Raw genomic sequence first — 25,250 nt, 5'->3', positions numbered from 1 at the left:
CTCCCGCCGTCCGAGGACGGCGCGGTTCTCGATGTGAGGGCACCCGGTCGGGCACCGGGCACAGACACTAGGAGGGCCCTCTTGGCGTCCACTTTGGACGATCTGGGGATCGGCTGAACGGGCGCTTAAGCCGGCGTCACGGGTGGCGGTAGGAGCCGGAGGCGCCGCTCCCCCGGTCGCTCCGGGCAGGAGCCACGGGGTTGAACCCGTTGTCGACCAAACCGAACCGGTGCGCCATCACCGCCGCCTGGGTGCGGTTGCGCAGCCCCAGCTTCTCGATGAGCGCGGCGACGTGGCTCTTGACCGTCGTGACCCCCACGTGCAGCCGGTCGGCGATCTCGGCGTTGGACAGGCCCACCCCGACCAGCGTGAGCACCTGCGCCTCACGCTCGGTGAGGCCGGGCGGGAGCGTCACCGCCTGCCGCTCGGCCGCCAGGGCCCGTTCGACGACGCGCCGCAGCACCGACGGCGCGAGCGGGGACTCCCCCGTCGCGGCCCGCCGTACGGATTCGACCATCCGGGCGGGCGGGTCGTCCTTGACCAGGAACCCGAGCGCGCCCGCGCCCAGCGCGGCGTAGAGGTTCTCGTCCTCGGAGAACGTGGTGAGCACGACGATCCGGGCGGACGGCTGGGCGGAGAGGATCCTGCGGGTGGCCTCCAGGCCGTCGACGCGCGGCATCCGCAGGTCCATCAGCACCACGTCGGGGCGGTGCCGCTCGGCCAGCCGTACGGCCTCGGCCCCGTCGGCGGCCTCCCCGCACACCTCCATGTCGCCGGCCGCCTCCAGCATCATCCGGACGCCCGCCCGCACCAGGGCCTGGTCGTCGGCGACCACGACGCGGATCACGCGAACCTCCCCGCCACGCGGCACTCCGACCGGCTCTCACGCGGGACCGGCAGCGAAGCGGTCAGCCGCCAGCCGCCGCCCTCGGCCGGGCCCGCGGTGATGTGCCCGCCGAAGGCGCGGGCCCGTTCCCGCATGCCCGCGATGCCCTGGCCGTGGGACGGCAGCACGTCCGGGGGACGGGACGTGCCGGGGCCGTTGCGCACCTCGACCGTGAGCGCGTCCGGGCGCATCGCCACATCGACCTCCGCGCGGGCTCCCGGCCCGGCGTGTTTGAGCACGTTCGTCAGCCCTTCCTGGACGATCCTCGCCGCCGACGCCCGCACCACCAGCGGGGCCCGTTCCGCCTCGGGCGCGAGACGCAGGTCCACCCGAAGGCCTGCCGACGACATCCGGGACACGGCGTCGCGCAGCACGTCGCCGGGGTCGGCCAGCATGTTCGCGAGCATGAGATCGGAGCCCAGCGCCTCGTCCGGGTCACGCAGCACGGCCAGCAGTCCGCGCAGGTCCTCCAGCACGCGGTGGCCGGTGTCCCTGATGTCGGCCAGCGCCTCGGCGGCCGGGCCGTCGGCCCCCGCGTACTGCGCCGCGCTCGCCCGCAGCACCATCGCCCCCACGTGGTGGGCCACGATGTCGTGGACCTCGCGGGCGATCCGCTCCCGCTCCGCGAGCCGGCCCGCCCTGGTCCGCTCCGCGGCCAGTTCGGCGGCGTGCCTGGCCTGGGCCTGCCGCACGCCGGCGTACCGGCCGATCGCCACGGGCGCGGTCACCATCGTCATCAGCGCCACCACCCGGAACGGGGTGACGTCGCCGGGGTCGTCCACGACCACGATCGCGGCGACCGAGCAGGTCAGGGCGTACGCCGCGGCGACCCACGGCCAGGTGGCGCGGGTCGCGAACACGCCGAGCGCCACCAGGGCGAGCAGTTGCAGGCTGTTGCCGGTCCTCGGGACGTACTGGTCGGCCACGATCAGCGCGAGGCTCTCCAGCAGCAGCACCGCGCCGGGCAGGTGCCGCACGACGCCGAGCGCGAGCCCCGCGAGCATCACCCCGAGCGCGACCGCCCACACGGGCGGCTCGCCGCCGTGCCAGTACGGCCAGGTGGTCAGCACCGACAGCGCCACCCCGCCGCCGGCGAGCAGCACGTCGAGCAGCGGCGCGGGGTCCTCCTTGCGGCGCCCCTCCTGGCCGCGCAGGTAGCGGCCGACCAGCACCGGAGCCGCGATCAGGCCGACGGAGTAGAACCAGGTGTTTCTCGTGAGGGCGATGCCGGGGTCGGCGAGGTTCACGGCGGTCGCGGCGGAGGCGAGCACGGCCGCCGGCGCCGTCCAGCCCCAGCCGCGCGACCTGGCCAGCACGCCAACCGAGATCGGCAGCAGGACCTGCAGGGTGTTGACGGTGAACGCGCCGATCTGGTCGCAGACCACCAGCAGCACGGACAGGTAGACGGCCACCGGGCCGGGCCATCGGCGCACCAGGCCCATCGGCAGCCCGGCCAGCAGGGCGAAGCCCATCCCCACCCATACCGGGGCCGGGCCGCTCCCGCCACTCCAGGAACCGGCGCTGACGAGCACGTCGAGCCCGGTCCCGCACAACGCCAGGCCGATGTCGAGGGCCGTGCCGCGCGGGAGCGCGAAGGGCCTGCCACTGAAGGGACGCTGAGCGACGAGCCGGCGCGTCGAGGGCCACCGCATGAGGGGAACGCTACCGCCCGCCCGCACAGAGGCCGGTCCTCCGTCGGGAGGACGCCTCTCCTCCTTCTGGCCGGACCCGCCCGTCCAAGGGCCGTACGCGGTGATCCACCCGGCCGCCGGGTCGGTCCGGACGGCGGGCGGTCCGGGCGGTCGCGCGGCCCTAGCGTCACCACATGGCCAACGAAACAGCGATCTTCTTCGGGCAGTTCCTGCGTTCCCCCGCCGTGACCGGTGCGGTCGCACCCAGTTCACGGCGGTTGTCGGAGGCGGTGTGCGTGCCGGTGCCGGAGCGCGGCGACCCCGTCGTGGTCGAGCTGGGGCCGGGCACCGGCCCCTTCACCGCCGAGATCCAGCGTCGCATCGGCGGGCGGGGGCGGCACCTGGCGGTCGAGATCAATCCGCGGCTGGCCGGCCACCTCGGCGCCCGCTACCCGGGGGTCGAGCTCGTGGTCGACAACGCCGCACGGCTGCCCGAGCTGCTCGCCGCCCGGGGCGTGGCCGCCGCCGACGTGATCGTGAGCGGGCTGCCCTGGGCGGCGTTCCCCCCCGCCCACCAGGCGGACCTACTGCGGGCCGTGGTCGCCTCGCTCGCGCCCGGAGGCGCGTTCACGACGTTCTCCTACGTCCACGCCCGGGCCCTGCCCGCGGCCCTGCGGTTCCGCCGCAGGCTGGGCGAGGCGTTCGAGGAGGTGGTGGCCGGGCGCACGGTGTGGCGGAACCTGCCGCCCGCCTTCGTCTACCACGCGCGCCGCCCCCGCCGGTGATCTCGCAGCCCGCCGAACGGCGTTCTAGAGTGGCGGGCATGGACTTCACGCTGCCGGAGAGCGCGCAGGCGGTGCGCCGGGGCATCGCGGACATCTGCTCGCGGTACGACATGGACTACTGGCAGCGCTGCGAATCGGAAAAGCGCTGGCCCGAGGAGGTGTGGGCCGAGCTCGCCAAGGGCGGCTGGCTCGGCCTGGCCGTACCCGAGGAGTACGGCGGAGCCGGGCAGGGCCTGCTGGAGCTGGCCGTGGCCACCGAGACCCTGTCGGCCTCCGGCTCCGCCGGCGGTTCCGCGTTCATGTACGTGCTGACGCCGGGGTTCGGGGCGCTCACGCTGGCCAGGCACGGCTCGGCCGAGCAGAAGGCCGCGCTGCTGCCGAAGCTGGCGACGGGGGAGATCGAGACCTGCTTCGCGCTGACCGAGCCCGACGCCGGGTCCAACTCCCTGGCGATCTCGACCTTCGCCCGCAGGGACGGCGACGACTTCGTCGTCAACGGCCAGAAGATCTGGATCACGGGTGTCCAGCGGGCCGCCTGGATGCTGCTCGTCACCCGGACGATCCCGGCGGCGCAGGCCAAGCCGCGCAGCGACGGGCTGACGGTGTTCCTGGTGAACGTCCCTGAGGCCGTGGCGGCGGGACGGCTGTCCTACCGGCCGATCCCCAAGATGGGCGCGAACACCACGCCGTCCAACATGGTCTTCATCGACGACCTGCGGCTGCCCGCCTCCAGCGTGGTCGGCGAGGTGGACCGGGGAGTGGCCGTGCTGTGGGACGTGCTGAACCCCGAGCGGATCCTGCTGGCGGCCAGCGCTCTCGGCGGGGCCGAGGTGGCGCTGCGGGTGGGCGTGGACTACGCGAAGCAGCGGGAGGTCTTCGGCCGGCCCATCGGGGCCAACCAGGCCATCGCGTTCCCGCTGGCGCAGGTCAAGGCCAAGATCGAGCTGGCCAGGCTGATGCTCTACAAGGCGGCCTGGTCGTTCGACAACCGGCTGCCCTGCGGCACGGAGGCCAACATCGCCAAGCTGACGGCCTCGCAGGCCGCGTGGGAGGCCGCCGACGCCGCGTTCCAGACCCACGGGGGCATGGCGTACTCGCTGGAGTACCCCGTCGCGCGACTGCTGGCCGACGCCAGGATCGGCCGGATCGCGCCGGTGACCGAGGAACTGCTGCTCAACTACCTGGCCACCCAGGTGCTCGGCCTGCCCAGGAGCTTCTGACCGCTTCCGGCCGCTTGCGCGCCGCCCCGGCGGGGCACTTACCTGAGGCAGCGGAAGGGAGTCACACATGCGCGGTCCGTACGCCAGCACGGTGATCAGCGCGGACGCCGGGGACGTCTGGGGGTATCTGCGCGAGTTCGGCAACCTCCACGAGTGGCTGCCGGGCGTGGCCACCTGCGAGATCGAGGACGGCGCACCGCTCGCCCCGGGGGTCGTGCGGCGGGCCGAGGGGGCGGGCGGGGTGTTCCGCGAGCGGTTGCTGACCCTCGACGACGAGGCGCGCACGCTGACGTACACCGCCGTCGAGTCCCCGCTGCCCATGCGCGACTACCACGCGACCTGCCGGGTCGCCCCGGTGACGGACTCCGGACAGGCGTTCGTGGAGTGGTACGCGAGCTTCGAGGCCGACGACCCGGAGAAGGTCGCCAAGATCCTCACCCGGGGCGTCTTCGTCCCTGGCCTCGAATCGCTGCGCAAGCGATTCGGCTGAGTCGTCTCTGACGAATTCAGCTCTGAACGCGTCGGTCGTACTCCATTTGATGCCTTTGGATTTCGTCCGCGTTGTCGACCGTCCAGTCGTACAACCGGCCGAACGGCTCGCGCAGCGATTCGCCGAGCGGCGTGAGTGAGTACTCGACCCCGACCGGCGAGGTGGGGAGCACGCGGCGCGTGATCATCCCGTTGCGCTCCAGGCGGCGCAGGGTCTGGGTCAGGACGCGCTGGGTGACGCCCTCAAGGCGGCGCTTGATGTCGTTGAACCGCCTGGGCTCGTTCAGGACCGCCATCACCATCATCGACCACTTTGTCGGCGATCTGATCGAGGTGAGTTCTTCATCGCCCACGTCGACATGTCGCTTGGTGACACGCCGGACGCGCTCGACGAGTTCGCGCACGACCTTCCGGATGGTGTCAACGTTTTCCAGGCTTTGGGGGAACTGCTGCGGCACCAGCCCCAGGTGACCATCATCAAGCTCGCCGGGATGGCGCGCGGCGGCGGGGCGGAGTTCGTCGCCTCCGCGGACATGACCTTCGCGGCGATCGGCCGTGCCGGGATCGGCCAGGTCGAAGCCCTCATGGGCATCGTGCCCGGCGGAGGGGGCACGCAGTATCTGGCCACCAGGGTCGGCCGCAACCGCGCGCTGGAGGCGGTGCTGAGTGCCGACCTGTACGACGCCAAGACCGCGGAGCGCTACGGCTGGGTCAACCGGGCCGTCCCCGCCGACGAACTCGACGACATCGTCGACCGACTCGCCCGCAACATCGCCGCCCTGCCCGAGGGCGTGATCGCGGCGGCCAAGCGCGCCATCCCGCCGGAGGATCTGGCCGAGGGGCTCCTGCGGGAGAACGACGCCTGGACGGGACAGATCATTCGCCCTGCTGCCGCACAGCTGATCCGCGACGGACTGGCCCACGGCGCCCAGACCCCCGACGGCGAACGCGACCTGGAGGGGCTCCTCCGGCGACTGGCCGGTTAGGACCTGAAGGGACGACACGGCCCCGGTTCTTCGCCCGGCACCTGGAGTCAGGCCGGGCCGTCAGGCCGACCCCGGCCGGAAGCGGGGCGGGCGCTTCTCGCGCAGGGCCAGCACGCCCTCGGCGGCGTCGGGGCCGGTGAAGCCGAGGAACTCCATGGCCAGCGAGGCGTCGAACGACGGGCCGGCCATGCGCAGCCAGTTGTTCAGCGCGTACTTGGTCAGCCGGATCGCCTCGGCCGACCCGGCGGCCAGCCGTGTCGCGATCTCCAGCGCCCGGTCGTGGACCTGGTCGTCGTCGACGCACAGGCTCACCAGCCCCATCGCCTCGGCCTGCTCGCCCGTGACCGGCTCGCACAGGAGGAGGTGGTATTTGGCCTTGGCCATCCCGCACAGCAGCGGCCAGATGATCGCCGCGTGGTCGCCCGCAGCGACGCCGAGCCGGGTGTGGCCGTCGATGATGCGGGCCGTCCGCCCGGCCACCGAGATGTCGGCCAGCAGCGCGACGGCCAGCCCCGCCCCCACCGCCGGGCCCTGGATCGCCGAGACGACCGGCTTCGAGCAGTTCAGCACGTTGTAGACGATGTCGCGGGCCTCGGCGAAGACCTCCAGGCGGGTGGCGTGGTCGCGGGTCATCTCCTCGATCATCGACAGGTCGCCGCCCGCCGAGAACGCCTCGCCCTCACCGCGCACGACCACCGCCCTGACGTCGTCGTCGCGGTCCACGTCACGCCAGATCTCGGCCAGCTCGCGGTGACCCGTGCGGTCCACGGCGTTGCGCCGGGACGGCTCGCTGATCACAACGCGTAGGACGCCGTCCGCCGCCCAGTCGACCTTCAGCTTCTCGTACTCCCTCACGACGCGACTCCCAGCGCGTCCCTGATCCTGGCGGCGAGGTAGTCGCGGCCCTCCAGCGCCTGGTCGAAGAACCCCGGCAGGCCGAGGAAGCCGTGCAGCGCGCCCTCGAAGCTGCGGTGCTCCACGGGGACGCCCGCCTCGGCGAGCGCCCGCGCGTAGGCGGCGCCCTCGTCGCACAGCGGGTCGCACTCCGCCGTGATCACCGTCGCGGGCGCCAGGCCCGACTTGTCCGGCAGGTGGAGCGGCGCGAGACGGGGGTCGCGGGGGTCGGCGCCGGCGGCGTACTGCTCGATGAACCACCTCATCTCCGCCGCGTCGAGCCCGAACCCCTTCCCGTACGCGCGATAGCTGCTCGTGTCGGTGGCGACGTCGGTGACCGGGCAGATCAGCGCCTGGTGGGCGAGGCGGAGCCCGGCGTCCCTGGCCAGCCAGGCCGCCACCGCCGCGAGGTTGCCCCCGGCGCTGTCGCCGACGACCGCCACTCTGCGCGTGTCCGCGCCGTAGAACGCGGGACGGGCGTGCACGTCGCGGACCACGCCGAAGGCGTCCTCGGCGGCCGCGGGAAACGGGTGCTCGGGCGCGAGGCGGTAGTCCACCGAGACGACGACCGCTCCGGTTTTGTGGGCGAGGTCGCGGCCCAGGGCGTCGTTGCGCTCGACGCTGCCGAAGACCCAGCCGCCGCCGTGGAAGTAGACGAGCGCCGGCAGCGGATGCCCGCCCGGCTCAGGGCGGTAGATCCGGACCGGCACGCCGGCCGCCGTCTCGTCCCTGACCACCGGCAGGCCGATCCTCGGCCCGCGCTGCTCGGCCATCCCGTCCAGGGACCGCATCTCGGCGATCTGCTCGCGGGTGAGGGAGTCGAGGTCGACGCCGAGATCCGAGGGGAACAGCTTGAGATAGGCCTCCGCCTGGGGATGCAACGCCATGCCCCGCACAGTAACAGCGCGCGCCGACACAACCGCCGAGGCGGCCGCGGCGCGCGCTCCCGGCCGGCGAGCCGCCTCCCGGACACCGGCCCGTACGGGTCAGGGGCGGGCCGCGTCCACCAGGGCCTCGAAGAGGCGGTTGTCCGCGCCGCGCTCGGGGTGCCACTGCACGCCGACGGCGAACCGGTGCCCCTGGAGTTCGACGGCCTCGACGATCTGGTCGTCCGCCCACGCCACGGCGATCAGGCCGGTGCCGAGCCGCCGCACGGCCCGGCGGTGCGCGCCGGTCACCTCCGCGCGGTCGCCCACGGCCTTGCCGACCCTGCTCGACACGCTGACGGTGACCACGTGCGCGGCCGTCTCGTGGCGGTCATGGCCCACGGCCTCACGCAGGGACGTGATCAGCGTGCCGCCCTGGGCGACGTTGAGCACGTGCATGCCGCGCGAGATCGCCAGCAGCGGCACGCCCGCCTCCACCGCCGCCTGTGCCAGCGCGGTCTCGAACCGGTCGCGCTGGGGCTGCGGGCCGCCGAGCCCGTCGTCGTCCTGCTCTCCCGCCGGGACCTCGCCGTACAGCGCCGGATCGACCTCGACGCCCCCGGCGAGGATGACCGCGTCCAGGCGGCGCACGTAGTCGCCGGCGGACACGGGGCTCAGCGGCGGCAGCAGGACGGGCGCGCCGCCCGCCTTCTCCACCGCGCGCGCGTACGCCTGGGGCGAGACCGCCGCCTCACGAACCCACGTGCCCCAGCGCGCGGCCTCGAGATAGGTGGTGATGCCGACGATGGGACGCGCCATGGCCATCTCCTGGGGGTGTGCGAGCAGGCAGGCCCATCATGGCGCAGATCGTTTTCCTTTTGGCAATTTTCTCACCAGTCACATGAGTCACAGCAGCAACATCACGAAAAATAACGAAGTGTTCACAGTCGGTTGCCTTGCGGAGAATCGGTTGTGACGCCCGAGAGCGAGTGGAACACTCCCCGTTGAGCGATCGGTCGAGCCGGGGCCGCCGGCGCTCGTCACCCGGAGCCGTCAGGGAGGTGGATCGACAGACCGGAGCACGATTCCGGTCCCTAGGGTGGGACACAACTGATGCCGCTGAATCCGCGCCTCGTCAAGGAGAGCTTCTCGGTCGTCGAGCCCGTCGCCGAGAAGGCCGCGGGGTATTTCTACGGACGACTGTTCACGCAGTGCCCGCACATGCGGGGCATGTTCCCGCCGGGCATGGAGGTGCAGCGCGACCGGCTCTTCAACGCGCTCACGAGGGTCGTCTGGATGCTCGACAGCCCCGAGGGGCTGGCGTCCTATCTCGCCCAACTGGGGCGGGACCATCGCAAGTACGGCGTGTCCCCCGAGCACTACGGAGCCGTGGGAAGCGCACTCCTCGCCACGATCAGGCACTTCGCCGCCGAGATCTGGACCGACGAGATCGAGGCCGCCTGGACCGAGGCGTACGCCATGGCGGCGAAGATCATGATCGACGCCGCCGCCGCGGAGACCACGCCCCCCTGGTGGCTCGCCGAGGTGACCGACCACGAGCCGCGCACCCGGGACATCGCGGTGCTCACACTGCGGCCCTCGCAGCGGCTGGACTTCGTCCCCGGGCAGTACGTCACGGTCCAGACGGCCAGATGGCCGCGCGTGTGGCGGCGGTTCTCCATCGCCAACGCGCCCCGCCCGGACGGCTCGCTGCGCCTGCACGTGCGCGCCGTGCCGGGCGGCTGGGTGAGCACGGCGCTGGTCCGCCACACCCGCATCGGCGACCAGCTCCTGCTCGGCCCGCCGGTGGGCACGATGACGCCGCCGGAGACCGACCGCGACCTCCTCTGCGTCGCCGGAGGAACCGGCCTCGCGCCGCTCAAGGCCGTCATCGAGCACGTCATCGCCTCCGGCGCCCGCCCGAACATCCACCTGCTGTTCGGCGTCCGGCGCGCGTGCGACCTGTACGACATACCGGACCTGGCGAGGATGGAGGCCGCATTCCCCTGGCTGCGGGTCGTGCCGGTGGTCTCCGACGACCCGGCCTACGACGGGATGCGCGGCCGGCTCCCCGACGTGGTCGAGAGGTTCCACTCGTGGGCCGACCACGAGGCGTACGTCTGCGGGCCGCCCGCGATGGTGAACGAGACCGTACGGCGTCTGCAGAGCTCGGGGGTGCCGCTCGCGCGGATCCACCGAGATCCGGTGCAGAGCGAGGCTTGACCGGAAGGGCGGGCGACGGCGAAGGTTTCCTGGCAGGATTCGAATCGAAAACATAATCGAAATCGGCACAGGGAGGACATATGACCGCACTGCTCGCGATCGGCACCCGCAAAGGATTGTTCCTCGCGCGCTCCTCGGACGGCGGCTCGTTCGAGGTCGAGCCCGTGCGGTTCTCCACGATCGCGATCCACTCGGTCGCGATCGACACCCGCGGGACCACGCCCCGTCTCCTCGCCGGCATCGAGTACGGCCACTTCGGCCCGTCGGTGATGTGGTCCGACGACCTCGGCGAGACCTGGGAGGAGGCGACGACCCCGCCGGTCGCCTTCCCCGAGCGCACCGGGGCCGCACTGGCCCGGGTCTGGCAGCTCCAGCCGTCGCCGGCCGAGCCGGACGTGGTCTGGGCGGGCGCCGAGCCCGCCGCGCTGTTCCGGTCGGAGGACCGCGGGGCCACCTACACGATGGTCGACGGCCTGTGGGACCACCCCACCCGGCCCCAGTGGCAGGCCGGCGGCGGCGGCCTGTGCCTCCACACGGTGATCCCCCACCCCTCCGACCCGCGGCGCATCGGGGTCGCCGCCTCCGCCGTGGGGTTCTTCCGCAGCGACGACGCGGGGGCCACCTGGCGGCCGTCCAACAAGAACATCCGCGCCCCCTTCCTCCCGGAAGGCGCACAGTATCCCGAGTTCGGCCAGTGCGTGCACAAGGTGGCGCAGCATCCCGCGGCGCCCGAGCGGCTCTACCTGCAGCACCACTTCGGTGTCTACCGGTCCGACGACTTCGGCGACTCCTGGACCGAGATCGGGTCGAGCCTGCCCTCCGACTTCGGGTTCCCGATCGCGGTGGACCCGGACCACCCCGACAGGCTGTACGTCTTCCCGCTGCACGGCGACGTCGACCGGACCCCGCTCGGCCACCGCTACCAGGTGTTCCGCAGCGACGACGCCGGGGAGACCTGGCACGGATACTCCGCCGGGCTGCCCGAGGGCCCGGTGCACGCCTCGGTGCTCAGGGACGCGATGTCCGCGGGGCCCGCCGGGGTGTTCTTCGGCACCCGGGACGGCGAGGTGTACGGCTCGGCCGACGCGGGCGAGACCTGGTCGCTGATCGCCCGTCACCTGCCCGACGTGCTGTGCGTGCGGGCGGCCGTCCTCTGACCCCCCGCCGCCGTCCCGCGGCGCCCTTCCGGGCGACCGCGGGCCGGCGGTCCAAGACCTCGGTGACTCGAACCTCGGCGGCTCAGACCTTGCGCCAGCCGGGAACCCAGGCGCCGTCCTCGACGACGTAGTCGCCGAACAGGGCCGGGGCCTCCTCCCGCATGATCTCCCCGATGCGGTTGAAGATGAGGCGGATCTCCTCCTCGGCTCCCGCGGCCGTACGGGCCTCGATCGTGTGCCGCAGGGTGCGCACGTTGGCCGTCCAGACCAGGCCGGTCGCGACGCCCTCGGGGGCGAAGCGGCGCATGAACGAGGTGCGGTGCTTCTTCTCCGCGAACGGCACGCCGTCCTCGTCCAGCCCGAAATGGGTGGCCATCCAGTTCTGGAACTCCTCCATCCGGTCGAGCATCTCGGTCGCCCGCTTCATCAGCTCGGCGTCCTCGCGCGCCCACTCGGGGAACCAGAACGGGATGTCGCTCAGCCGGACGAACCGCAGCGACTCCTGCGAGATCGCCACCCCCGGCCGGTGCCGTACCAGCTCGTGGGTGAGCACCCGCGAGACGTTGTGCAGCACGAAGCTGAAGCTGAGGTGCTCAAGCACGCTGCCGTGCGCGCTGGCCAGGATGTTGCGCAGGTACGCCTCCTGGTCGGTGCGCACCCTCGTGACGTTGGGGTTCAGGCCCGGCTCGAACGACCGGTAGCACAGCCGTCCGGCGAACTCGGCGAGGTTCTGGGCGTCGAACTCGCCCCGCTCCAGCCGCTCAAGCCAGCTCTCCCCGCCGATCTCGTGGAGGTAGCGGGCCAGCTCGTCGTAGTCGACAGAGGGTTTGGCGACGAGGAAGACCTCGGGCTCGACGCTGCGCATTCACATTCCCCGTGAAGTGGTTGCCGATGGGTGACCGTCCAAGCAAACCAGCTCGGCCCCACGATCGCGACCCGGCCCCATGTCATGGCCCTCGGGGCTTCCGGATTTCAGAGGCGGTAAACGCGGCGGGCGTTACCCGAGCCGATCATGTGGGCGATCCGGGCGGCGTCGGCCGGGCTCCACTCGCCGTCGGCGATCCGGTCGGCGAGCACGCGGGCCAGGCCGCGGCGATGGCAGAGCGCGGCCAGGAAACACAGCTCGGCGGCGCCGTGGCAGCCGGAGCCGTACATCTGCTTGTGGAACGGGACGAGTTCGAGCAGTTCGCGCAGGACCTGCGCGGAGCCGGCTGCGGTGTGGGCGACGGCGGGCCCGGCGTCCACGTAGACGTGCGGGAAGACGGCCGCCAGGTACGCCGCCTGGCGGTGGTAGGGATAGCAGTGCAGCAGGACGACCGGCACCCCGAGCGGGGCGAGGGCGCGGACGAACCCGGTCAGCAGCGCGGGATCGGCCAGATGGCCCACACCGACGCCCGACGGACCACCGCCGGGCAGACCCCAGCCGGACAGACCACCGCCGGACGAGCCCCCGCCGGACAGACCACCGCCGGACAAGCCCCCGCCGGACAAACCACAGTGGAACTGCAGCGGCAGGCCCCGCTCCCTCGCGACGTCGACCGCCGCCCACAGCAGGTGCCGTACGAGGACGGGGTCGTCCAGGCGCGACTTGGGGTCGGCGAGCCTGCGGCCGGCCGCCGCGATCACGCTGCCGCGCGAGGGCCGGGAAGGGTCGAAGCCGAGGCCGCAGCGGTGCGCCGCGACCGACTTGAGCGCGGCGGCGCGGGCCGCGCGGGCCGCGAGCTCGTCCCGCAGCGTCCCGGCGTAGTCGGCGGCGGGCAGCCCGGCCTCGGCGACGTCCTGCTCGACCTGCTCCAGCCGGACGATCTCGTCGGCGGCGGCCGAACCGAGGCGTCCCATCTCGGCGGGTGAGAGCAGCCCCGGGACGTCGGGTCCGGTGTCGACCAGGAAGGCCGACACCCCGGCGCCGCGCAGCAGCCGCCGGTTGACCTCGGCCGCCCCGAGTTCGGCGCGGCGCGACAGGTAGACGGTGGCCGAGGCGTGCGGCTCCAGGCCGAGGACCGGCGCGCACCAGCGGCGGATGGCGGCGCCGGCCGGGGTGTCGAAGTGCGTGGTGCCGGGCGGCGCGGGCGTGCCGCCTTCGCCGATGAGCTGCTCGAACCCCGACCTGGTGGTGTCGTCGCGGCGCACGCCGTGGCAGTGCTGGTCGACCACGGGCGCGAACAGGGCCGCCCGCACCGCGTCGGGAAGGGGTACGGGCAGCATGTCGTGGGATCTCGGCTCCGGCACGGCAGTGGACTCTACGGCTCCCCCGCCGTGCCGGCGCCGCCCCAGACGGCCTCTTTACTCAGCCATGACGTGCGCAAAGCCGCAGGACGTTGGCGATGATCCGGGCCCCGGCGCCGCCCTGCGTGGTCAGGATCGACTCGGGGTGGAACTGCACGCCGAAGCGCAGGTTCTCGGCGTCCTCGATCGCCATGGCCGCGCCGTCCGGCGTGTACGCCGTGACCCGGAAGCCCTTGACTCCCTGCTCCTTGGCGTGCAGGGAGTGGTAGCGGGCCGCGACGAACTCGGCGGGCAGCCCGTCGAGCAGCACGCTGTCGCCCTCGCGGCGGACCCGGCCGCGCTTGCCGTGCTCCGGGTAGGGCAGCAGTTCGAGCGTGCCGCCCGCCTGCTCGACCATGGCCTGCAGGCCCAGGCACACCCCGAACACCGGCAGCCTCCGGGCGTACAGCGCCTCGACCAGCGCCGAGCAGCCGAAGTCGGACGGCCAGCCGGGGCCGGGCGACAGCACGACGAGCGTGGGGGCGATCTCGTCCAGCTTCTCCAGCGGGAAGCCGTGCCGCAGCGTGACCACCGACGCGCCCTGCTGCCGGAAGTAGTCGGCGAGCGTGTTGACGAAGGAGTCCTCGTGGTCCACGAGCAGCACGCGGTGGCCCTCGCCCGGCAGGTCGGCCCGGGGCTCCGCCGGTGCCTCCTCCCGGGGGCGGGCGGACGCGGCGAGCGCGCCGAGGAGGGCGCTGGCCTTGAGCTCGGTCTCCCGCTCCTCGGCCTCGGGGTCGGAGTCGAAAAGCAGCGTGGCCCCGGCGCGCACGGTGGCGACGCCGTCGCGGATCTGCGCGGTGCGCAGGGTCAGGCCGGTGTTCATCGAGCCGTCGAAGCCGATGAAGCCCACGGCGCCGCCGTACCAGCGCCGGGTGGTCTCCTCGTGGTCCTCGATGAACTGCATGGCCCACGTCTTGGGGGCGCCGGTGACGGTGACGGCCCACATGTGGGTGAGGAACGCGTCGAGGGCGTCGAACTCGGGGCGCAGGCGGCCCTCGATGTGGTCGACGGTGTGGATCAGCCGGGAGTACATCTCGATCTGGCGGCGGCCGATCACGCGGACGCTGCCCGGGACGCAGATCCGCGACTTGTCGTTGCGGTCAACGTCCGTGCACATGGTCAGCTCCGACTCCTCCTTCACGCTGGACAGGAGCGTGCGGATGGCCTCGGCGTCCTCGACGGGGTTGGCCCCGCGGGCGATGGTGCCGGAGATCGGGCAGGTCTCGACGCGGTCGCCGGTCACCCGGACGTACATCTCGGGCGAGGCGCCGACCAGGTGCTCGCCGTCGCCGAGGTTGAGCAGGAACTCGTACGGCGCGGGGTTCTCGGTGCGCAGCGAGCGGTAGAAGGCGGACGGGTCGGTGCAGGCGCCGTGGAAGACCTGACCGGGGACGACCTCGAACAGGTCGCCGCGCTGGAACTTCTCCTTGGCCTTGGCGACGACCTCGGCGTAGGTCCCCCTCACCGGGTTCGGCGGGATCTCCCGGGGCGCGACCAGGGGGATCGTCTCGCCTGCGCGCTCCAGGCCGCTGGTGGAGGCGCCGTCCACCGTGAACTCGTAGCAGTACTCCACGCTGGTCTCGCGGACCCGGTCGATCACCACGAGCCGGTCGGGCAGGTGCAGCACCAGGTCACGCTGGTCGCCCGGGCGGGTCAGGCGGTAGCGGATCGGCTCGAACTGGAAGGCCAGGTCGTAGCCGAAGGCGCCGTACAGGCCGAGGTGCGGGTCGTCGGACCGGAAGGCCGCGATGATCTCGCGGATGGCGGTGAAGACGGTGGGCCTGCGGCTGCGCATCTCCTCGGGCAGCAGGTCCTCGGACTCGGGGACGTGCACCTCGACGTAGCCATGGGTCGGCTCGGACACCGGCTTGCCGGCCGCCAGCAGGCAGGAGGCGACGACGGGCAGCACGACCTGGCCGCGCTCGTTGAGCGCGCGGGCGGAGATCCGCCGTCCCCGCGCCACGATCTCCAGGCAGGGATCGACGTAGCCGAACGCCCATCTGCTGTAACGGCCCGGGTAGTCCATGCCGGACGAGAAGGCCCCGCCGCGCCGCTCCCCCAGCGACGTGACGATCTCCTCCAGCGCCTCCTCGGGCACCTCGCGCACCCGGCGCTCGACCGCGATGCCGCCGGCCGTGGTATATCCGCTGATCTCCACTGTCCACGCCCCTTTTTTCGTATGCCCCGGGGCGGACACACAGAAGGCCGCCACTCATGGGGCGGCCGGTCTATTCGACGCGAATGCGAAAACGCCGCCTGTCAGCGGCGCCACCACTGGGAGGGTGCATGAGTTCGCATGCGTCAAGGGTAGCGGCGGGAGCCGCGATCATGCAACGCGGCATGACTGGAAGGGCGAATAGCGGATAGATATTCTGTTACTGGTCGGGAAACCTCACTCTCGGCGCGGGGCCGTCGGCCCGAGGCCGGGGAAGGAGGGGCCATGGTCCGCGTGCCGGTGCACCGCCGCCGCCCGGGAGAGCCGGGCGGGCCGAGAGGCACGGGCGGGGGTTCGAGCGGGCCGCAGGGCCGCCGGGTCCGGGTCCGCCGTGACGTGCCCGTGCCGATGCCGGACGGCGTGACCCTCCTGGCCGATCACTACGCGCCCGTCGGCGCCGACCGGCCGCCGACGATCCTGATCCGCACGCCGTACGGCAGGGGCGGGGTGATCGGCTGGATGTACGGCTGGACCTTCGCCCGGCACGGGTTCCAGGTGCTGCTGCAGAGCTGCCGGGGCGGCTTCGGCTCCGGCGGGCGGCTCGATCCCCTGGTCCACGAGCAGGAGGACGGCCTGGCGACGGTCGAGTGGATGCGGGCGCAGGCGTGGTACGGCGGCAGCTTCGCCATGCACGGGCCCTCCTACCTCGGCTACACGCAGTGGGCGATCGCGGCGGAGACCCCCGACCTGCGGGCGATGTCCATCCAGGTGACCGCCTCGTGCTTCCGCGACGCCGCGTACGTCGGGGGGTCGTTCGCGCTGGAGTCGACGCTGATCTGGACGACGCTGACCGCGCACCTGGAGGGCAGGCTGGGCGGCGTGGCCGCGTTCATCGCGCCCCGGCGCACGCGGCGGGCCGTGCTGTCGGGCCGCCCGCTGCACGAGCTCGACCTGCTGTCGGCGGGCAGGCCGCTGCCGTTCTTCCGCGAGCTGCTGGCCCATCACGGCGAGACCCTCTGCACGTACTGGGACAAGGCGGACTTCTCCGCTTCCGTGGGGCAGGTCGGCGCGGAGATCACGATGACCGGCGGCTGGTACGACGTGTTCCTGCCCTGGCAGCTCAAGGACTACGCGGCGCTGCGGGCGGCCGGGCGGCGGCCCTACCTGACGATCGGGCCGTGGTATCACGCCGACATCCGCCACGGGCGGGCCGCCAACGCCGACGCCCTGGCCTGGTTCCGCGCCCACCTGCTCGGCGACCCGTCGGGGCTGCGCCCCTCCCCCGTCCGGCTGTACGTCACCGGCGCGGACGAGTGGCGGGACGAGCCCGACTGGCCGCCGCCCGGGATGCGGCGCGAGCGCTGGCACCTGCAGCCGGGCTTCGCCCTGTCGCGGGACAACCCGGCGGGCGGCGAGCCGGACCGCTACCGCTACGACCCCGCGCACCCCACGCCGGTGCTCGGCGGCCCCGTGCTGATCGGCAACTCCGAGCCGAGGGACAACCGGCGCCTCGAGGCCCGGCGTGACGTGCTCGTCTACACCTCGGACGTGCTCGCCAGGGACACCGACATGATCGGCCCGGTGAGCGCCGAACTGTTCGTCCGCACCGGCAGGGAGCACACCGACTTCGTCGTACGGGTGTGCGACGTGCACCCCGACGGCACGTCGATGAACGTCTGCGAGGGCGTGCGCCGCCTGACCCCCGCGGACCGCGGCGACGAGGACGGCGTGCGCCGGGTGGAGATCGACCTGTGGCCGATGGGTCACCGGTTCCGCCGCGGCCACCGCATCCGGGTACAGGTGGCGAGCGGTGCCTACCCGCGCATCGCGCGCAACCCGGGCACCGGCGCGCCGCTGACGGCCGGCACCCCCATGGTCGCCTCCGACCAGGAGATCCTGCACGACCCCCGCCATCCCTCCGCGGTGATCCTCCCCACGCTGCTCTGACCGATCGGCACATGATGAGCCGCGAGTAGCTCTCACGGCACCGGCCCGCGGTGACGGAGGAGGTCGGTGACGGCCTTGCCGGTCGCCGGGCTGAGCGGACCGGTGTGCTCCAGGCCCAGGTCACCGGCCAGGGCGGCGGTGCGCAGGCGCACTGTCGCCTCGACCAGCGCGGCGTAGGCGTCGACGGCCGTACGGGCGCGGCGCCATCCTGTGCCGAAGACGACGGCCGCGATGAGCAGGCCCGGCCACCACAGCGCCCCCACCGCCGCGTAGAGCAGCCCCCACCCGGCCAGCGTGGTGGCCCGGCCGAGCGTCTCGCGGGCCGCGGTGATCTCGGCGCGGACGGTCTCCGGTACGGTCAGCCACAGGTACGGCCAGACCGTGGCCAGGTCGAGGTCCAGCTCCCGGTCCAAACGGGTCGCGACCGCCTGCATCCGGTCGCCCATCCACGTGGGCCGCTCCGGTTCCTCCGTGCCGATGTGCCGCAGCCGCCGCCGTGCGGCGTCGAGCCCCGACGGGGGCGCCGCGCGGCCCGGCACGCCGGAGACCGGGTCCTCTTCCAGGCGGGCGCGGGCCAGAGCGGCGGCGGCGTCCTCCCTTGCCTGGTGGTACCCCTTCACCGCACGGGACCAGCGGGAGCGCCGGCGCCGGGTGAGCCGGGCGGCGGCCTGCCGCAGCGGTGACGGCCAGGAACCCCATCCCTCGGCCAGCCAGAGCCGTTCGACCACGGCGGCCAGGGCCTGCGCGGCCACCCCGGCCGCGGCCGACCCCAGCAGGAACGTGGTGAGGAGCACCGCGGCACGCCCGGTGCCGTACGGCACGGTCCACTGGTCCAGCCGGGTCGTCATGAGACGTTCGTCGAACGGATGGGCATGCCCGAGCGTCGCCGCGGTGACCAGGGCGGCGAGGTACAGCGCCCCGGGCAGGACGAGCAGGGTCAGCCAGCGCTCGGCCAGCTTCTTCCCGAGCTCGGCCAGCAGGCCGCCCATGTCAGCGCAGCCGTTCGCGGGTCATCGGCGTCCCGCCGATGTCGCAGGACGGCGCGGCGCCGGAGCCGGGAGAGGGCCAGCGATACCGCGCGCACCGCCGCTGCGGGCACAGGTAGACGAACTCGCCCGGGTCGGGTTCGACGGCGAGAGGGTGCAGGCCACGCCCCGCGTTGCCGTACACCCCGAGCACGTCGCCGCCCGCCACCAGCGCCTCGTGCAGCCGGTCCAGCGGTCCGGCGACCTCTTCCCCGGAGCGAACGGCGGCCAGCAGCCGGTCGAGCGGCCCGGTGTCTCCGAGTGCCTCCAGATGCTCGCGGATGCCGGCCAGGTGGCCGCAGACATAGCCGATCGCGGCGGCCGTCCGATCGCTCATTCTCACCTCCGGGCGAGTCCCGGCGGAGCCGATGACCCACCAATCTGTAAGCGGCTCGGCCCGCACGGACGTTACGCTCGCACGGGTCCGACGCCGGGACAGGGGCCGTCATGCGGGAACAGCACCTCGCCGCCGTCCAGGCGCATCTGGCACGCATCCGGACACCCCGGGACGCATTGGCTCCCGAGGTGACGGCGGACATCCGCCGGCTGACGGAGGCGCTCGGCGACGACGAGGACCTCGACGCCGGGTTCGCGCTCGGCTGGCTGCACTGGTACCGCTACAGTGCCCTGCCCGAAGGCCAGGACCGCGACGAGCTGCGGGCCGCCCTGCGTGCCTTCGTCGGCTGTTTCGTGGCCGGCGCAGAACCGCTGCCCGAACCGCTGCTGCCCGTCCTCGCCGACATCGCCGAACCCGTGGCGATCGCGATGACCCAGCAAGGGCTGCAGACGCCGGGGCCGGACGGCCTGGAGGCCGCCGCCCTCGTCTGGCAGCGCATCGTGGCCGCGGCCGCGCCCGACGGCGCCGCCCGGGCCCGGTACATCGGCGGCTGGGGCGTCGCCCTGCAGATGCTGGCCGAGCGGACCGGCTCGGCCGATCTCTTGGACGAGGCCGTCGAGACGCTGAGTCTCGCGGTCACCGTGGCCCTGTCGCGGGACGGCGACGTGCCCGAGCAGCGGCACCGGCTCGGCCGCGCCCTTCTGGACCGGTTCCGCCGTACAGGCGCGCCGGGTGATCTGAGCGCGGCGATCGAGGCCGCACGGCTCGCGGCCGACGCCGTCCCCGGGAACGGCACCTACCAATGGCTGCTCGGCGCGGCGCTGCGCGCCAGGTTCGACGTCACACAGGCGCCCACCGACCTGGACGAGGTCGTCGAGGCGAATCGCCGGGCCGTGGCCGCCGCCACGCCCGGCCACCCCGACCACGCCGGCTTCCTGGGCAACCTGGCAGGCGCGCTGAACACGAGGTTCGAGCGCACAGGCGAGGCCGCGGACCTCGACGAGGCGATCGCCGCCTTCCGGACCGCCGGGTTCTGGTACAACGCGGGCGTCCTGCTCGTCACACGGTTCCGCCGTACGGGCGACGTCGCCGACCTGGACCTCGCGATCGAGGCGTACCGGCAGGCCCTGACGACGCGGGACGGGCCGGCCCACCACGTCCTCGGCAACCTCGCCGTGGCCCTGCGGACCAGGTTCGACCAGACGGGAGACACGCACGATCTCGAGGCCGCCATCGAAGCGGGCGGCGAGTCCCTGGCCCGCACCCCCGGCGACGACCGCGGCACGCCGCTCACCAATCTCGGCATCTCCCTGCTCGACCGCTTCGGCGTCACGGGCGGACGAGAGGACCTGGAACGAGCGCTCGCCCTCAGCGAGGAAGCCGTTCGCGCCGTCCCGCCGGGGCGGCCGGAGCGCGCCGCCGCGTTGAACAATCTGTGTCTCGCGCTCCTGCGGCGCCATGAGACGGACGGCGCGTCGGACGACATCGAGCGCGCCGTGTCGGCCGGCCGGGAGGCCGTCGACGCCACCCCGCCCGGTGATCCGGAGCGCCCGGCCCGGATGAGCAACCTGGCTCTCGCCCTCCGGCTGCGGTTCGAACTCCGCCGCTCGTCGGCCGACCTCGACGCGGCCGTCGAGATGGGCACGCAGGCCGTCGGCGCGGTCCCCGCCGGCCACCCCCGCCGCGCGACCCTGCTGTCGGACCTGGGCACGGCACACCATGTGCGCTACCGGCGTACGGGTGATTTCCACGACCTCCAGGCCGCCGTCGAGGCCTTCCAGGGCGCCGCGGACGCGATGCCGGCAGGGCGCCCGTTCCGGGCGGGCGTGCTGCACAACCTCGGCGTGGCACTGCGGGACCGCTTCACACTCACCGGCGACGTCTCGGACCTCGACATGGCGATCAGAGCGGGACGCGAGGCGGTGGACGCGACCCCGACCGGCTCGCCGACGCGGTCGATCTTCCTGGCGACGCTCGCCGAGGCACACGGCGACCGCTCCAAAGCGACGGGCGCACCCGATGACCTGCACGCCGCCGTCGCCGTCGCCCGGGAGGCCGTCGAGGCGACCCCTGACGGCTCACCACACCGAGCCGTGCACGTCGCCTTCCTCGGCAATGCGCTGCGCGCCCGGGCCGAGCGTTCGGGCGAAGGCGCCGGAGAGGCGCTGGCCGCCTACCGGAGCGCGCTCGGCGACCCGTCGGGCCCGCTGGACCTCCGGATCTCCGCCGCCAGGGCCGCGGCGGACCTGGTACACGACACGCGGCCGGCACTCGCCGCGGACCTGCTGGAGGCCGCGGTCGCCCTACTGCCCGAGACGATTCCGGCGGGCCCGAGCTGGAGCGACAGGCAGCACGAGCTGAGAACCTACGCACGGCTGGCCGCCGACGCCGCCGCGCTCGCGCTGTCCGTCCCCTCCGCCGGGCCGCCGCAGCGGCGGGGCGGGTCCGAACCACCCGCGCTGCGGGCCCTGCGCCTGCTGGAATCCGGCCGGTCGATCCTGCTGGGCCGCATACGGCAGAGCCCGCCGCTGCCCGGCCTGGCCGAGCTGTGCGCCGCCGCGGAGGACGGCCCGATCGTGGTGTTCAACGTCAGCCGCTACCGCAGCGACGCGATCCTGCTCACCCCCGACGGCGTCGACCACCTTCCGCTACCCGGTCTCGCCGCCGCGCCCGAGCGGTTCCATGCCTTTCTCACCGCGTTGCAGGGTGCCGTCGACCCCGAGGCGGGATGGCGGGAGAGGGTGGCGGCGCAGGACGACATCAACGCCACCCTGGAATGGCTGTGGGACGCCGCCGCGGCTCCGGTGCTGGACGCGCTCGGCTGCCCGGCGCCGCCGCCGGACTCCGGCACCCCGTTGCCGAGGGTCTGGTGGGTGCCCGGCGGCATGCTGAGCGTGTTCCCGCTCCACGCGGCCGGCCACCACCGCGCCGCCGACAGCCGTACGGTCCTGGACCGGGTTGTCTCGTCGTACGCTCCGACGGTCCGTACCCTCCTCGACGCACGACGTCCGCCCCCGGCCGCCGGGGCGCGCGGCCCCGGCCGGGCCCTGGTCGTCGCGATGCCGCAGACCCCGGGTGCCGCGCCGCTGCCCTATGCCGCGGAGGAGGCCGAGCTGCTCCGTGCCGTGTTGCCCGGCTCGCTCGTGCTGACCTCCCCTGCCCGCGACGCGGTGCTGGCCGCGATGGCGGACGCGCCGATCGCCCACTTCGCATGTCACGGCGTGAGCGAGGCCCTCGATCCGGCGAGGAGCAGGCTGCTGCTGGCGGACCACGAGACGGCCCCGTTGACCGTGGCCGATCTCGCCGCGGCCGGTCTGAGCGGCGCCGAGCTGGTCTACCTGTCGGCCTGCAGCACCGCGCAGATGAGCGTCGTCACGCTGGGCACGGTCGAGCTCGCCCAACCGGCCCGGACCGAGCTGCCGCAGCTCGCCGCCCTCGTCGGGCGGCTGAACCGGGGACGTGACCTGCTCGACGAGGCCATCACGCTCGCCGCGGCGTTCCAGGCCATCGGCGTCCGCCACGTCGTCGGCACGCTGTGGGAGATCGACGACGCGATCACCCTGGAACTCGCCGACGCCTTCTACCAGGGCCTTCGCACCGAGAACGGAGCCCTGGACCTCGGCCGGTCCGCGCAGGCCCTGCACCACGCGGTGCGCGCCGTACGCGACCGGCTCCCGCGGACGCCCTCGCTGTGGGCCCCCTACCTGCACGCCGGAGCCTGACGGGCGGAAAGTCGCCGGGGATACCTCCTAGAGGTCCTCGGCGAGCGCGAGCAGGCGGGTGACGGTGTTCCAGTTGCGCATGGTCGCCGGGCCGGTCGAATGCTTCTCCAGGAGCGGCGGCAGCTTGGGACGCCGCAGCCCGTCGGGGAAGTAGATGTAGAGCTCCCGCTCGCCCATCCGCATCTCCTCAGGGGCGTACGCCGCCGGATCGATGCTCGCCAGCCCCTCCCGGTCCGGCGGCCGGGCCAGGAAGACCACGGCGAACCTGGCGGGGTCCCGGACCTCCAGGGGGTTGCGCTCAACCACGCCGCGAAGCTGCTCGGCCGTACGGACGATCACCGCCACGGACAGGCCGAACTCCTCCCGGAGCCCGCGCTCGATCGCGGTGGCGATCGACTCGGCGTCCCCGTCCGCCATGAACAGGGCGTTCCCGCTGCGCAGGTGCGTGCGGACGTTCCCGTACCCGAGCCGTTCCAGCAATGCCCTGAGGTCGGCCATCGCCAGCGTGGTGGCGGGGTTGACGTTGATGCCGCGCAGCAGCGCCACGTAGCGCATCGCATCGCCTCCTTCCGGCGGGAGGCTACCGTCCGTTCCTGTCAGACGGCGTCAGGTATCGGGCCGGCATGTGGCCGGGGGCCTCCCCCGCGATCGTCGCTGGGCGCGCCAACAAGACCGTTCGGCGATTGGTGATCCCCCTGTTACCCATGGGTCCTTACGCTGCCGCCGAGTAACCGTCCCGCTGGTCCGCGCGACGGCCCCGTCACGCGGATCCGCCGGTCACGCCTGGTCCGTGTCCGATTGGAGAACGTGTGACGACCCCCCGCGCCGACCGCGGCCGCAACCCCGACCGGAGCCCGCTGAACTGGCTGCTCCTGCTGCCGATCGCGATCCCGCTCATCCCGCCTCTGTTCAACGCCGACGAACCGCGGCTGTTCGGCATCCCGATGTTCTACTGGCTGCAACTCGCCTTCATCATCCTCGGCGTGACCACGACCACCCTCGTCTACCGCGCGACGAGGAGGAACCGGTGAAGACCACCGAGATCGTCATCTTCACGCTCCTGTTCCTGGTCGTCAGCGGCCTGGGATTCGTGGCTGCCCGCTGGCGCCGCCCCGGCGACCTCGCCACCCTCGACGAGTGGGGCCTCGGCGGGCGCAGCTTCGGCAGCTGGATCACCTGGTTCCTGATCGGCGGCGACCTCTACACGGCCTACACGTTCGTGGCCGTGCCCGCCCTGATCTTCGGCGCGGGCGCCATGGGCTTCTACGCCGTGCCGTACACGGTGGTCGTCTATCCGATGGTGATGCTCGTGCTGGTCCGGCTGTGGTCGGTCTCGCACGTGCACAACCTCGTCACGCCGGCCGACTTCGTCCGCGTGCGCTTCGGCTCCCCCACGCTGGCGCTGCTCGTGGCGATCACCGGCATCGTCGCGACCATGCCGTACATCGCCCTTCAGCTCGTCGGCATCGAGGCGGTGCTGAAGACGATGGGGCTGACGGGCGACCTGCCGCTGATCATCGCGTTCGCGATCCTCGCGGCCTACACCTACCAGTCCGGGCTGCGCGCCCCCGCGCTGATCGCGTTCGTCAAGGACTCGCTGATCTACCTGGTGATCCTGGTCGCGATCATCTACATCCCGGCCAAGCTCGGCGGCTGGGCGTCGATCTTCGACGCCGCCAAGGCGAAGTTCGACGCGACCCCGAACCCGGGCGACGGCCCCCTGCTGAACGCCAACAACCAGCTCCAGTACGTCACGCTCGCCTTCGGCTCGGCGCTGGCGCTGTTCCTCTACCCGCACAGCGTCACCGGCATCCTGGCCTCGCGCAACCGCAACGTGATCAAGCGGAACATGTCGGCCCTGCCGGCCTACAGCCTGCTGCTCGGCCTGATCGCGCTGCTCGGCTACATGGCGATCGCGGCGGGGGTCAAGCCGATCGGCAAGGACAGCAACACGATCGTGCCCCAGCTGTTCGACAACGTGTTCCCCGACTGGTTCGCGGGGGTCGCCTTCGCCGCCGTCGGCATCGGCGCCCTCGTGCCCGCCGCGATCATGTCGATCGCGGCGGCCAATCTGTTCGCCCGCAACATCTACCGGGAGTACCTCAACCGGAACGCCACCGCGGCCCAGGAGGCCACGGTCAGCAAGATCGCGTCGCTGGTCGTGAAGATCGGCGCGGTGCTGGTCATCCTGCTCATCGACCCGCAGTTCTCGATCGACCTCCAGCTCATCGGCGGCGTGATCATCCTGCAGACGCTCCCGTCGGTCGGCCTCGGCCTCTACACCCGGTGGTTCCACCGGGGCGGCCTCATCGCGGGCTGGGCCGCGGGCATGGCGGCCGGGATGCTGCTGCTGTACAACATCGCCAACCCGGCCACCAACCACGCCCACTTCGGTGGCTCGGCCTTCCCGCTGTCGCAGCTCGGGTTCGACACCAAGATCACGGTGTACGCCGGGTTCCTCGCGCTGATCGTCAACCTGGTCGTCGCCGTGCTCGGGACCTTCGTGGCCCGCGCGTTCAAGAGCGCCGACGGCCCGGACGGCACCAGGCCCGAGGACTACTTCGCCGACCAGGGCGACCCGCGCGTCCACGAACTGGAGACGACCGCGCCCGCGTCCTGAGGATGCGTACGGACTTGTGGCCGGCTTGACGGGGCGGCGCGC

The 25,250-nt window shown here is 72.9% G+C and carries 22 protein-coding genes; 10 read left to right on the top strand and 12 right to left on the bottom strand.

The genetic code is table 11. From position 1 onward, the window contains the following. Window positions 1–136 precede the first annotated feature (136 nt). Window positions 137–847, bottom strand: coding sequence for a response regulator (locus Msi02_RS27045; protein ID WP_204050871.1), 711 nt, complete (start codon window positions 845–847; stop codon window positions 137–139). Next, entirely contained in the window at window positions 844–2,538 is a 1,695-nt protein-coding gene (locus Msi02_RS27040; protein ID WP_204050870.1) for an ATP-binding protein, read from the bottom strand. The genes Msi02_RS27045 and Msi02_RS27040 overlap by 4 nt, the downstream gene beginning before the upstream one ends. A gap of 173 nt (window positions 2,539–2,711) precedes the next feature. On the opposite strand from Msi02_RS27040, the gene Msi02_RS27035 reads away from it, so the two are divergent. The 3 genes from Msi02_RS27035 to Msi02_RS27025 all read left to right on the top strand — a co-directional run bounded on the left by Msi02_RS27035 (window position 2,712) and on the right by Msi02_RS27025 (window position 5,012). Next, complete coding sequence (locus tag Msi02_RS27035; protein WP_204050869.1) at window positions 2,712–3,302, top strand: class I SAM-dependent methyltransferase; 591 nt, start codon at window positions 2,712–2,714, stop codon at window positions 3,300–3,302. A 38-nt stretch (window positions 3,303–3,340) separates the two neighbouring features. Then, entirely contained in the window at window positions 3,341–4,522 is a 1,182-nt protein-coding gene (locus Msi02_RS27030; protein WP_204050868.1) for an acyl-CoA dehydrogenase family protein, read from the top strand. A 67-nt stretch (window positions 4,523–4,589) separates the two neighbouring features. Beyond that, a complete protein-coding gene (locus Msi02_RS27025) occupies window positions 4,590–5,012 on the top strand; it encodes an SRPBCC family protein (protein ID WP_204050867.1) in 423 nt (140 codons plus the stop codon). A 16-nt stretch (window positions 5,013–5,028) separates the two neighbouring features. Here Msi02_RS27025 and Msi02_RS27020 read toward each other — a convergent pair whose 3' ends face one another. After that, window positions 5,029–5,469: a winged helix-turn-helix transcriptional regulator gene (locus Msi02_RS27020; RefSeq protein WP_204050866.1), complete on the bottom strand. Its 441-nt coding sequence runs from the start codon at window positions 5,467–5,469 to the stop codon at window positions 5,029–5,031. A gap of 9 nt (window positions 5,470–5,478) precedes the next feature. Between Msi02_RS27020 and Msi02_RS27015 the strand changes: the two genes are divergently transcribed. Next, window positions 5,479–5,997: an enoyl-CoA hydratase/isomerase family protein gene (locus tag Msi02_RS27015; protein WP_204050865.1), complete on the top strand. Its 519-nt coding sequence runs from the start codon at window positions 5,479–5,481 to the stop codon at window positions 5,995–5,997. Between the two features lie 60 nt (window positions 5,998–6,057). Here the strand turns inward: Msi02_RS27015 and Msi02_RS27010 are convergent, their stop codons facing one another. The 3 genes from Msi02_RS27010 to Msi02_RS27000 all read right to left on the bottom strand — a co-directional run bounded on the left by Msi02_RS27010 (window position 6,058) and on the right by Msi02_RS27000 (window position 8,576). After that, the gene (locus Msi02_RS27010; RefSeq protein ID WP_204050864.1) at window positions 6,058–6,852 is read right to left on the bottom strand and encodes an enoyl-CoA hydratase/isomerase family protein; all 795 of its coding nucleotides are present in this window, start codon (window positions 6,850–6,852) and stop codon (window positions 6,058–6,060) included. Beyond that, window positions 6,849–7,778: an alpha/beta hydrolase gene (locus Msi02_RS27005; RefSeq protein ID WP_204050863.1), complete on the bottom strand. Its 930-nt coding sequence runs from the start codon at window positions 7,776–7,778 to the stop codon at window positions 6,849–6,851. The genes Msi02_RS27010 and Msi02_RS27005 overlap by 4 nt, the downstream gene beginning before the upstream one ends. 99 nt (window positions 7,779–7,877) lie before the next feature. Continuing rightward, the gene (locus Msi02_RS27000) at window positions 7,878–8,576 is read right to left on the bottom strand and encodes a gamma-glutamyl-gamma-aminobutyrate hydrolase family protein (RefSeq protein WP_079313927.1); all 699 of its coding nucleotides are present in this window, start codon (window positions 8,574–8,576) and stop codon (window positions 7,878–7,880) included. A 294-nt stretch (window positions 8,577–8,870) separates the two neighbouring features. Between Msi02_RS27000 and Msi02_RS26995 the strand changes: the two genes are divergently transcribed. Both Msi02_RS26995 and Msi02_RS26990 read left to right on the top strand, forming a co-directional pair. Next, the gene (locus tag Msi02_RS26995) at window positions 8,871–9,980 is read left to right on the top strand and encodes a globin domain-containing protein (protein WP_204050862.1); all 1,110 of its coding nucleotides are present in this window, start codon (window positions 8,871–8,873) and stop codon (window positions 9,978–9,980) included. An 80-nt stretch (window positions 9,981–10,060) separates the two neighbouring features. Beyond that, window positions 10,061–11,137, top strand: coding sequence for a WD40/YVTN/BNR-like repeat-containing protein (locus Msi02_RS26990; RefSeq protein ID WP_204050861.1), 1,077 nt, complete (start codon window positions 10,061–10,063; stop codon window positions 11,135–11,137). Window positions 11,138–11,219: 82 nt separating this feature from the next. Here Msi02_RS26990 and thyX read toward each other — a convergent pair whose 3' ends face one another. The 3 genes from thyX to Msi02_RS26975 all read right to left on the bottom strand — a co-directional run bounded on the left by thyX (window position 11,220) and on the right by Msi02_RS26975 (window position 15,560). Continuing rightward, complete coding sequence (gene thyX, locus Msi02_RS26985) at window positions 11,220–12,002, bottom strand: FAD-dependent thymidylate synthase (protein WP_204050860.1); 783 nt, start codon at window positions 12,000–12,002, stop codon at window positions 11,220–11,222. Between the two features lie 107 nt (window positions 12,003–12,109). Next, window positions 12,110–13,366, bottom strand: coding sequence for an amidohydrolase family protein (locus Msi02_RS26980; RefSeq protein ID WP_239108740.1), 1,257 nt, complete (start codon window positions 13,364–13,366; stop codon window positions 12,110–12,112). A gap of 58 nt (window positions 13,367–13,424) precedes the next feature. Next, window positions 13,425–15,560, bottom strand: a complete 2,136-nt coding sequence (locus Msi02_RS26975; protein WP_204050859.1) for an anthranilate synthase component I — start codon at window positions 15,558–15,560, stop codon at window positions 13,425–13,427. 282 nt (window positions 15,561–15,842) lie between these two features. Between Msi02_RS26975 and Msi02_RS26970 the strand changes: the two genes are divergently transcribed. Next, window positions 15,843–17,504 carry a CocE/NonD family hydrolase gene (locus tag Msi02_RS26970; RefSeq protein WP_204050858.1) on the top strand — a complete coding sequence of 554 codons (1,662 nt, stop codon included), beginning with the start codon at window positions 15,843–15,845 and terminating at the stop codon, window positions 17,502–17,504. Between the two features lie 32 nt (window positions 17,505–17,536). Here the strand turns inward: Msi02_RS26970 and Msi02_RS26965 are convergent, their stop codons facing one another. Beyond that, window positions 17,537–18,493: a hypothetical protein gene (locus tag Msi02_RS26965; protein WP_204050857.1), complete on the bottom strand. Its 957-nt coding sequence runs from the start codon at window positions 18,491–18,493 to the stop codon at window positions 17,537–17,539. Window position 18,494: 1 nt separating this feature from the next. Continuing rightward, the gene (locus tag Msi02_RS26960) at window positions 18,495–18,866 is read right to left on the bottom strand and encodes a hypothetical protein (protein WP_204050856.1); all 372 of its coding nucleotides are present in this window, start codon (window positions 18,864–18,866) and stop codon (window positions 18,495–18,497) included. Window positions 18,867–18,976: 110 nt separating this feature from the next. Here Msi02_RS26960 and Msi02_RS26955 point away from each other — a divergent pair, with 110 nt between their 5' ends. After that, window positions 18,977–22,588 carry a CHAT domain-containing protein gene (locus tag Msi02_RS26955; protein WP_204050855.1) on the top strand — a complete coding sequence of 1,204 codons (3,612 nt, stop codon included), beginning with the start codon at window positions 18,977–18,979 and terminating at the stop codon, window positions 22,586–22,588. A gap of 27 nt (window positions 22,589–22,615) precedes the next feature. Here the strand turns inward: Msi02_RS26955 and Msi02_RS26950 are convergent, their stop codons facing one another. Then, a complete protein-coding gene (locus Msi02_RS26950; protein WP_204050854.1) occupies window positions 22,616–23,143 on the bottom strand; it encodes a DUF1697 domain-containing protein in 528 nt (175 codons plus the stop codon). A 254-nt stretch (window positions 23,144–23,397) separates the two neighbouring features. Here Msi02_RS26950 and Msi02_RS26945 point away from each other — a divergent pair, with 254 nt between their 5' ends. Both Msi02_RS26945 and mctP read left to right on the top strand, forming a co-directional pair. Beyond that, window positions 23,398–23,619, top strand: a complete 222-nt coding sequence (locus Msi02_RS26945; RefSeq protein WP_204050853.1) for a DUF3311 domain-containing protein — start codon at window positions 23,398–23,400, stop codon at window positions 23,617–23,619. Beyond that, window positions 23,616–25,208: a monocarboxylate uptake permease MctP gene (gene mctP, locus Msi02_RS26940; protein ID WP_204050852.1), complete on the top strand. Its 1,593-nt coding sequence runs from the start codon at window positions 23,616–23,618 to the stop codon at window positions 25,206–25,208. Before Msi02_RS26945 ends, mctP begins: the two co-directional genes overlap by 4 nt. Window positions 25,209–25,250: the final 42 nt, after the last annotated feature.

This window comes from Microbispora siamensis (assembly GCF_016863095.1).
GTDB classification, from domain to species: Bacteria; Actinomycetota; Actinomycetes; order Streptosporangiales; family Streptosporangiaceae; genus Microbispora; species Microbispora siamensis.
Note: the sequence above shows the minus strand (reverse complement) of the source record. Positions and strands in the feature narration are given on the sequence as shown.